Source organism: Acinetobacter sp. YH12226, from assembly GCF_013417805.1.
In the GTDB taxonomy this organism is placed as follows: Bacteria; Pseudomonadota; Gammaproteobacteria; order Pseudomonadales; family Moraxellaceae; genus Acinetobacter.
In genome coordinates this window covers 1-1,278 of the sequence record NZ_VPDG01000060.1, presented here as the reverse complement: position 1 = coordinate 1,278, position 1,278 = coordinate 1, and the positions used below count along the sequence as shown (strand labels likewise).

1 protein-coding gene and 1 other annotated feature are annotated in these 1,278 nt (G+C 40.7%); the gene reads right to left on the bottom strand.

Annotated features, from left to right (window positions below):
* Nucleotides 1-8: 8 nt before the first annotated feature.
* Nucleotides 9-1,228 (bottom strand): IS3 family transposase gene (locus FTV08_RS16055; protein ID WP_123015331.1). Its coding sequence is split into 2 segments (ribosomal slippage): nucleotides 9-952 and nucleotides 952-1,228, totalling 1,221 coding nucleotides; the frame shifts between segments, so codons are not numbered across the junction.
* Nucleotides 837-953, bottom strand: a sequence feature (AL1L pseudoknot). Its footprint overlaps the gene before it by 117 nt.
* Nucleotides 1,229-1,278 lie beyond the last annotated feature (50 nt).

Below are 1,278 nucleotides of genomic sequence, written 5' to 3'. Positions count from 1 at the left end.
TATTTAAGTTAGGCCACCTGACCTAACGGGTTAATCTTATCATAGTACATTGCTTCAAACTCAAAAGGCGATACATAACCCAGTGCACTGTGTACACGCTTTTTATTGAACCAATCTACCCAGTTTAGTGTCGCAAGTTGTACATCTGCTAAACCTTGCCAATCTGCTTTTAAATATTCAATCACCTCTGTTTTGTATAAGCCATTCACCGTTTCAGCCAGAGCATTATCGTATGAATCACCAGTTGTACCGACTGATGCTCGTAAATTTGCTGCTTCTAAACGATTGGTATAGCGAATAGAAAGATATTGAACACCTCTATCGGAATGATGAATCACATTCTTTGGCATGCCTCGATCGTGCAAGGCTTGCTCTAATGCATCGAGCACCATATCTGTATTCATCCGTGTCGATACTTTCCATCCAACAATTGCTCGTGAGAACACATCAATAATAAAGGCGGTATAGACCCAGCCTGAATGAGTTTGAATATACGTAAAGTCACTCACCCACAGTTGGTCAGGATGATCAGCATTAAAATTACGTTTCACTAAATCATCTGCTCTTTTTTGATCATCTCGGCTACGGGTGGTTTGTTTATTCTTACCACGCCAAACACCTTGTATACCTAGCTTCTGCATCAATCGAGCAACTGTACAACGTGCGATAACATAACCTTCACGTTTCAATTGTTGCCAGACCTTACGCACACCATATCGACCTGAACTTTCTTTCCAAATTCGTTTAATTTGTTCAGCATGATGCTCATCATGTAGATCTCGTTTCGCTCGATGTTCTGGATTGTCCGCGAGATCTAAAGTTCGGTAATAGGTTGAAGCTGCGATCGGTAAAATCCTACAAATCGCATCAACACCATATCGATCTTTATTGTTATGGATGAAATCCACCATTATTTGTGTGGGCGGTCGAGCTCCGCCTGGGCGAAAAAAGCGGCTGCTTTACGTAGAATTTCATTGGCACGCTTTAATTCTTTAATTTCACGTTCCATTTGCTTCATTTTTTCTTGATCAGATATCTGTTGTACTTTAATAGGATTTTGCTGATCTAAATGCTTTTGATGCCAGGCACGAAGTGTTTCAGGAGTACAACCAATCTTAGGCGCAATTGCTGTGATTGCAGCCCAAGTAGAAGGATAATCTTTTTCAGATTCAATCAATAATTGAACCGCTCTTTCTCTGATTTCAGGGGTATATTTTAATTTTGTCATCGGGGTAGTCTCTCAGAATATTGACTCTCCGACAAACCCGGTACGGTTCA